At 42.5% G+C, this 7,950-nt stretch carries 7 protein-coding genes; 5 read left to right on the forward strand and 2 right to left on the reverse strand.

The features are described from left to right. Position 1: 1 nt before the first annotated feature. Together WN50_RS11825 and sufR are read right to left on the reverse strand one after the other, a co-directional pair. Positions 2-370, reverse strand: coding sequence for a hypothetical protein (locus WN50_RS11825; protein WP_046280380.1), 369 nt, complete (start codon positions 368-370; stop codon positions 2-4). 86 nt (positions 371-456) lie between these two features. After that, complete coding sequence (sufR, locus tag WN50_RS11830; RefSeq protein WP_046280381.1) at positions 457-1,149, reverse strand: iron-sulfur cluster biosynthesis transcriptional regulator SufR; 693 nt, start codon at positions 1,147-1,149, stop codon at positions 457-459. Positions 1,150-1,371: 222 nt separating this feature from the next. Between sufR and sufB the strand changes: the two genes are divergently transcribed. The 5 genes from sufB (at position 1,372) to WN50_RS11855 (ending at position 7,933) form a co-directional block, all read left to right on the forward strand. Continuing rightward, the gene (gene sufB, locus WN50_RS11835; protein ID WP_046280382.1) at positions 1,372-2,808 is read left to right on the forward strand and encodes a Fe-S cluster assembly protein SufB; all 1,437 of its coding nucleotides are present in this window, start codon (positions 1,372-1,374) and stop codon (positions 2,806-2,808) included. Between the two features lie 132 nt (positions 2,809-2,940). Further along, positions 2,941-3,723: a Fe-S cluster assembly ATPase SufC gene (sufC, locus tag WN50_RS11840; RefSeq protein ID WP_046280383.1), complete on the forward strand. Its 783-nt coding sequence runs from the start codon at positions 2,941-2,943 to the stop codon at positions 3,721-3,723. Continuing rightward, positions 3,723-5,063 carry a Fe-S cluster assembly protein SufD gene (gene sufD, locus WN50_RS11845; RefSeq protein ID WP_046280384.1) on the forward strand — a complete coding sequence of 447 codons (1,341 nt, stop codon included), beginning with the start codon at positions 3,723-3,725 and terminating at the stop codon, positions 5,061-5,063. Before sufC ends, sufD begins: the two co-directional genes overlap by 1 nt. A gap of 76 nt (positions 5,064-5,139) precedes the next feature. Next, positions 5,140-6,402, forward strand: coding sequence for a SufS family cysteine desulfurase (locus WN50_RS11850; RefSeq protein ID WP_046280385.1), 1,263 nt, complete (start codon positions 5,140-5,142; stop codon positions 6,400-6,402). A gap of 256 nt (positions 6,403-6,658) precedes the next feature. Continuing rightward, positions 6,659-7,933 carry an RNA-guided endonuclease InsQ/TnpB family protein gene (locus tag WN50_RS11855; protein WP_046280170.1) on the forward strand — a complete coding sequence of 425 codons (1,275 nt, stop codon included), beginning with the start codon at positions 6,659-6,661 and terminating at the stop codon, positions 7,931-7,933. Positions 7,934-7,950 lie beyond the last annotated feature (17 nt).

Raw genomic sequence — 7,950 nt, forward strand, 5'->3', positions numbered from 1 at the left:
GCTAAATCTTACCCTGTTTTTCAAACCCCGCGATCACTTGTTCAACGGTTAGCATTTCTATCGGGATCTCTTCAGACTGGGCGATTTGTGTTAAAGGTTTTAACGAAGACAATACTAAACGAGTAAAAAAACTCTCAAAGTTGCTATCGACTTCTAACTGTTGTTGAATATTTTGATCTTGCTTAATCCAATCTGTAATTTGTGCGGGTGTAATCTGTTCTACAGAAATTTCTTGTACTTCCGCAATTTGTTTTAAACATCTTAAGGCATAAATCGCCAATCGAGTTGAAAATTTATCTTTAGAAGACAATAAAGCCGCATCCACTTTAATGGCTTCTTCCGTCGTCAAAAATTCCATTGTCGGTTGCATCATTTGACAATATATGAATTATAAATTAGGTAACAGGTAAGAGGGAATCGGGAATCGGGAATAGAACATTCTAAACTCCTAACTGGTCACTGATAACTGTTAACTGTTAACTGGTCACTATTTCCTGTTCCCGGTCCACTACTAATTAAATATCCACACCGATGTTCACCATTAACAATCCAGTGAGTTCGTTCTACAGTACAATCAAATAGAACTGCACTAAACATCTCTAATTCATGGCCGCAAACACTGGGAAACGACTCAGCCACATTAGAAATAGCGCAATTATGCTCTGTTAACACATACTGTTCGGTTTTTTCACTCGGAGATTCTACCGGATACCATTCCGCCATATAGCCTTCGGCTTTGCGAAGTTCCACCAACTTTGCCACTCGTTCTTTAACCGAACCGTTACCTAATTTTTCCCGGTATTCTAAAGCTTTACGCTGCCATTGTTTTTGTAAAATTTGACTGACTTGTTCATATCCAACGGTTTCAGTTAACGTATCCAAAAACGAAATCGCAAACTCATCATATCGTTTCGGAAAGCGATCGCGCCCCTGGCTGGTAAGCTGATATATATGCTGCGGTCTTCCCATCCCCACCTGGACAGACTCGTACTCGATAGCCCCTTCAGCTTCTAAGTCTTTGAGATGACGCCGAATCGCTTGGGGACTAATATCGAGAAATTTGGCCAACTCATGGGCTGTGGCTTGACCTCGCTTGATCAGTTGTTGGACAATATCTTGCTTCGTAGAATGTTGCTGAGTGGTGGTCATGGGTGTTTTTTATAAAAATTTACAAAATTAGACTTTGACAATGCACTTATTGTTAATGTAGCTTAAAATAGACTTAAGTAACAAATCTGTTGTTTAAGTTTGCAGCCCAGGGACGGAGGACAGAAGGCTCAAAGCCATGAACAACTCTCTTCCCTCACCTATCTGCCATCAGTCAGCAATCGATTACCCACTATTGAGAAGAACACTAAACAAACTAAGCCTATGACTTCCTCAGTTAAAAACCTAGTCAATCAGCCCTATAAGTACGGCTTCGTCACCGATATCGAGTCCGACTCTATCCCGGCTGGACTCAATGAAGACGTCGTGCGTCTGATCTCCGCCAAGAAAAACGAACCGGAGTTTATGTTGAACTTTCGGCTTAAAGCCTATCAACAGTGGATAAAAATGAGCGAACCAACTTGGCCGCACATTCACTATCCAGCCATCAATTACCAAAACATTGTTTACTATTCTGCGCCGAAAGTAAACGAAAAGAAAGGCAGCCTCGACGAAGTAGACCCCACGTTACTCGACACCTTCGAGAAATTGGGAATTCCCCTCTCAGAACAGAAGCGTTTAGCCAATGTCGCCGTTGATGCCGTATTTGATAGCGTTTCCATTGGGACAACCTTCAAAGAAAAACTCGCCGAAGACGGAGTGATTTTCTGTTCCATTTCCGAAGCCGTCAAAGAACATCCCGAACTGATCGAAAAATACCTCGGAAGCGTTGTTCCCGTCGCGGATAACTTCTTCGCCGCCCTCAACTCCGCCGTGTTTAGCGATGGTTCCTTCGTGTACATCCCCAAAGGCGTCAAATGCCCGATGGACTTGTCAACCTACTTCCGCATCAATAACGGCGACTCAGGCCAGTTTGAACGCACGTTAATCGTCGCAGAAGAAGGCAGTTCTGTCACCTATCTCGAAGGCTGTACCGCCCCGATGTTTGACACCAACCAGTTACACGCCGCAGTCGTAGAATTAGTGGCATTGGATAACGCCGAAATCAAATATTCCACCGTTCAAAACTGGTTTGCTGGAGACGAAAACGGCAAAGGCGGAATTTACAACTTTGTCACCAAACGCGGACTCTGTAAAGGTGTCAATTCCAAGATTTCTTGGACCCAAGTTGAAACCGGTTCAGCCATCACTTGGAAATATCCCAGTTGTGTGTTAATTGGAGACAATTCTGTGGGAGAATTTTACTCCGTTGCCCTCACGAATAACAAACAACAAGCCGACACCGGAACCAAAATGGTGCATATTGGGAAAAATACCCGTAGCACGATTATTTCTAAAGGGATTTCTGCCGGAAATTCTTCTAATAGTTATCGCGGTTTGGTGAAAATGGGGCCGAAAGCAAAAGGCGCTCGTAACTATTCCCAATGTGATTCAATGTTAATTGGAGATAGAGGTCAAGCGAATACTTTTCCCTATATTCAAGTGGAAAATAACACCGCCAGAGTTGAACATGAAGCCTCGACTTCAAAAATTGGAGAAGATCAACTGTTTTATTTAACTCAACGGGGAATTTCTCCCGAAGATGCGGTTTCTCTGATTATTAGTGGGTTCTGTAAGGATGTCTTCAATAAACTCCCGATGGAATTTGCCGCCGAAGCCGATAAGTTACTCAGTCTGAAATTAGAAGGAACAGTCGGTTAATTGGTGAGGAATCAACCTCAAACTTCAGCCTACAAATAGTAGAGATGTTATCTACAACGTCTCTACACTCAACCTGATTGTATTCCTTGACAGCCTATTTATACACTTGAGCAAAATTAACCAACAACCAACATGATCCGAGAAAATAGCGAAGTCATTCTGTCGGTCAAAAATTTAACGGCAAATGTTGACGGAAATCAGATATTAAAAGGTTTAAACCTTGAAATAAAAGCCGGAGAAATTCACGCCATTATGGGTCAAAATGGTTCCGGTAAAAGCACCTTTTCTAAAGTGTTAGCGGGTCATCCGGCTTATGAAGTGACAGGCGGAGAAGTGACATTTTTAGGTCAAAATCTGTTAGAACTCGAAGCCAATGAACGGGCGTTATTGGGTGTATTTTTAGCCTTCCAATATCCCTTAGAAATTCCCGGTTTAAGTAACTTAGATTTTCTACGGGCGGCTTATAACGCTCGTCAAAAGTCTCGGGGACTAGAAGAACTCGATGCCTTTGATTTTGATGATCTGATTCACGAGAAATTAGACGTCGTGAAAATGAAGCCCGAATTTCTCGAAAGAAGCGTTAATGAAGGCTTTTCGGGGGGCGAGAAAAAACGCAATGAAATCTTACAAATGGCATTATTAGAACCGAAACTCGCCATTTTGGATGAAACAGATTCCGGTTTAGATATTGATGCGTTGAGAATTGTTGCAGGTGGGGTGAATCAGTTAGCAACGGCTGATAATTCGATGTTAGTGATTACTCACTATCAACGATTATTAGACTATATTGTGCCGGATTTTGTTCATGTGATGCAAGCCGGACAAATTATCAAAACCGGAAGCAAAGAATTAGCCTTAGAACTCGAAGAAAAAGGCTACGATGAAGTGATTGAAGCAGCAACAGTGAGGGTGTAATGGTTACACAAGTTCAAGAAAAAGCCGAAGTTTCTTATTTGAAACAGTTGTTAAGTTTAGCGCAGAAGTCAATTGTTGGTGAGCATAATTTTGATCTCAAAGAAATTCGAGATCAGGCAACAACTTGGCTGGGGGAAATGGCAATTCCTACGAAAAAAGATGAAGATTGGCAGTTTACGGATTTGTCGTCTTTGTTAAAAGTGAACTTTCAAGCCGCAAAACCTGTTAAACTCGAGAGAGAATACATTTTACCGCTCATTTTACCTGAAGCTAAACAAAGCTGTTTAGTGTTTGTTGATGGTGAATATGCCCCGGATTTATCAACCTGGACAGAAGAACCGGGAATTTTTGCCGGAAATTTAGGAAATTTACCTGCATCTTTCAGCGAAAAAATTAACAATTATCTCGCTAAAACACCCGGAAACACAGAGATTTTTACCGCCCTAAATACCGCAGCCTTAACCGATGCTGCGATCATTTGGGTTGCCAAAAATCAAGTCGTAGAAACTCCTCTACATTTACTCTTGATTTCTACCGCAGAGTCAGCCCCAAGATTTAGTCAACCTCGGGTGTTAGTAGTCGCTGAAGCAGGGAGTGCGTTAAGCTTTATTGAACATTATGCCAGTTTAGAAGACTGTTCATCGACGCCAACCCATCACCCCTATTTTGTTAATAGTGTTACGGAAATTTGGGTTGAAGAAAACGCCGAAGTTAAACATACCAGAGTCCAACGCGACGCCGCCATCGCCTTTCATATTGGCAGAAGTGCAATTTCTCAAGCCCGCAACAGTCGTTATACTCTAAATGCAGTGACTTTAGGGGCTAAATTATCCCGTCATACTCTTGATGTGGATCAAACCGGAGAGGGAACCGAAACGACACTCAATGGCTTAACTTTGATCAAAGAAGAACAGTTAGCGGATACCCACAGTTCAACGCTATTTAATCATCCTCACGGTATCTACAATCAACTGCATAAATGTATTCTAGATGATCGCGCCAGAGGGGTGTTTAATGGCCGTGTTGTCGTGTCGCAAGCCGCACAATTAACGAATGCCAATCAACTGAGTCAAAATTTGTTACTCTCATCGCACGCGAGAATTAATACTAAACCCCAGTTAGAAATTGTCGCCGATGATGTTAAATGTTCTCATGGTGCAACGGTCAGTCAGTTAGAAGATGATGAAATCTTCTATTTGCGGAGTCGAGGTTTAGATGATCGCACCAGTCGTCATTTATTAATTGATGCTTTTGCGTCTGAAATTTTACAGAAGTTACCGTTAGACTCATTGCAAAAAACACTGAGTCGCTGTGTGGCTTGTCGCACCGAATTAAGTTAACAGTTGTTTGCTGTAACCTGTTCTCTGCTATTTAGTCCCTTAATTTTTAAGGATCAGCCAAAAAAGGATCAAAAAAATGACTCTAATTCAAGAAAAAACCTTAGCCGATAAACTTCGTTCAGAGTTTCCGATTTTACATCAAGAAGTTAATGGTCATCCCTTAGTCTATCTCGATAACGCTGCGACTTCTCAAAAACCAAAAGCCGTCATTAATGCGTTACGAAACTATTACGAAGGTTACAACTCAAATGTTCATCGGGGTATTCATGCGTTAAGTGCAAAAGCCACCGATGAATATGAAGCGGCTCGTCAAAAAGTGGCTAACTTTGTGAATGCAGCTTCTTATCAAGAAATTGTTTATACCCGCAATGCCAGTGAAGCGATTAATTTAGTGGCTTATTCTTGGGGGTTGAATAATGTTAAAGCCGGGGATGAAATCATCCTTTCGGTGATGGAACATCACAGTAATTTAGTCCCTTGGCAGATGCTTGCCCAACGCTCGGGAGCGGTGTTAAAATTTGTCGAACTAACCGCGACTCAAGAGTTTGATTTAGAACAGTTTAAACGGTTAATTTCTCCCCGGACAAAACTCGTTTCGGTGGTTCATGTTTCTAACGTTTTAGGCTGCATTAATCCCGTTGAGGAGATTTGCAAAATCGCTCACGAAAATGGCGCCAAAGTGTTGATTGATGCTTGCCAGAGTTTGCCTCATATGCCTGTAGATGTGCAAGCCATAGACTGTGATTGGTTAGTCGGTTCAGGTCATAAAATGTGCGCTCCGACGGGGATTGGATTTTTGTATGGTAAGCGCGAAATCCTGAAGGAAATGCCGCCTTTTATGGGTGGGGGAGAAATGATTGATCAGGTGTATTTAGATCGGTTTACCTTTGGGGAATTACCGCATAAATTTGAAGCGGGAACCCCAGCCATTGGAGAAGCGATCGCTCTGGGTGCGGCGGTGGATTATTTAACCGGAATAGGCATGGATAATATTCATGCTTATGAACAGGAATTAACCGCTTATTTGTTTAGTAAATTGCGAGAAATTCCCGATCTAAAAATTTACGGGCCACAACCCCAGGCTGATGGTTCAGGGCGAGCCGCTTTAGCGAGTTTTTCAGTTGGTGAAGTTCATGCGAATGATTTATCAACACTCCTAAATGATGCAGGTGTCGCCATTCGTTCGGGAAATCACTGCACTCAACCTTTGCATCAATATTTGAACGTCAATTCATCGGCACGAGCTAGCTTTTATTTCTACAATACTCGTGAAGAAGTTGATGTGTTTATCACCGAGTTGAAAGAAGCGATCGCCTTTTTTGCTCAGATGTTTTCTTGAGATTATACAAGGTTTTATCGCTGTTGTCTCAGCATCGGTTCAAAATCCCCTGTCATTGGATGGGGGATTTCTCATTTAGGGTAGATATTATCAAGATCTATCTTAAATGTCAAAAGAGGACTCCCGTTAGAGCCTTCGGCTTAACGGCGAGATGAATTTTGACCAACAAAGAAAACTGAGCGAAGCGAATCCTACATGGCTTGGCATACTTGTGTAGAACAGGCTAATATTGAGATGGGTTTCGCCAAGAAAAGCAATGCTGTCCTTAACTTACGAATTTAAGCTGATTCCGGATCAACGCCAAATCGAGGTAATCGAAAATACTTTGAATGTTTGTCGTTCGGTCTGGAATTTTGCTTTAAGGGAAAGAAAGGACTGGATTAATTCTCGCAAATCCCCAGTCAACTCTTGCTCACTGGAAAAGGAATACATTATTCCGGCAGATACCCCTTATCCTGGTTATCACAGTCAAGCGAAAGCTTTGACAGAAGCCAAGAAAAAGGATGAAAGGTTGTCCTGCGTTAACGCCCAAGTGCTACAGCAAGTGTTGAGGTCGTTGGACAGGGCTTTTGTCGATATGCAGTCAAAGAAGAAAGGGTTTCCTCGCTTCAAGAATAAATATCGACTGCGCTCTTTTGTTTACCCTCAAATGCTCAAGGATTGTGTTCAGGGCAATCAGATCAAACTCCCTCAATTGGGGTGGATTAAATTTAGAAAGTCCAGGGATATTCCCGAAGGTTTCGAGGTTAAACAGGCGAGGATTGTGCGACGGGCATCAGGTTACTTCGTGATGCTTTCTCTACAATTGGATGTCAGTGTCCCTGATGTTCCATTCCACGGGCATCCCTTGGGCATTGACTTGGGGTTAGATAAATTTTTAGCAACCTCCGATGGGGAGCTTGTTGCAAGACCTCGATTCTTGAACCAACTACACCGTGAGCTGAAATTGCTACAACGTAGATTAAGGAACAAGCAAAAAGGGTCTAACAATCGTCACAAGCTCAACCAACGGATTGCTAGGTTACACCAACGCATTTCTGATACTAGAAAAGACTGGCATTTTCAATTGGCTCACCATCTTTGCGACCAAGCCGAAGCCATCTTCATTGAAGACATAAACTTCATCACTTGGGCAAAAGGAATGTTGGGCAAACATACCTTAGATGCTAGTTTTGGACAGTTTGTCACCATCCTTAATTGGGTGGCATGGAAGCGGGATGTTTTTGTCGCCAAGGTGGACAAGAATTATACTTCTCAAATCTGTCCTAACTGCGGGTTCCACACGGGCAAAAAGTTACTCTCCGAAAGAGAACATAATTGTCCTGAATGTGGATATAAAACCAATAGGGATGTGGCTGCCGCACAGGTGATCAGAAATCGTGGTATTGAATATGCGCTAGGGCATGGCGTATCTGAAAATGTCTGTGGAGACGATCTAGCGGGGGCAGTAATGCCTAGCCAAGAGTCTGTGAAGCAGAAACTTTTAGGTGTGAATCTAAGAATCCCCCGGAAGAATTGCTTTAGCAATTAACGGTGGGAGTATGTCAA

The organism is Limnoraphis robusta CS-951, assembly GCF_000972705.2.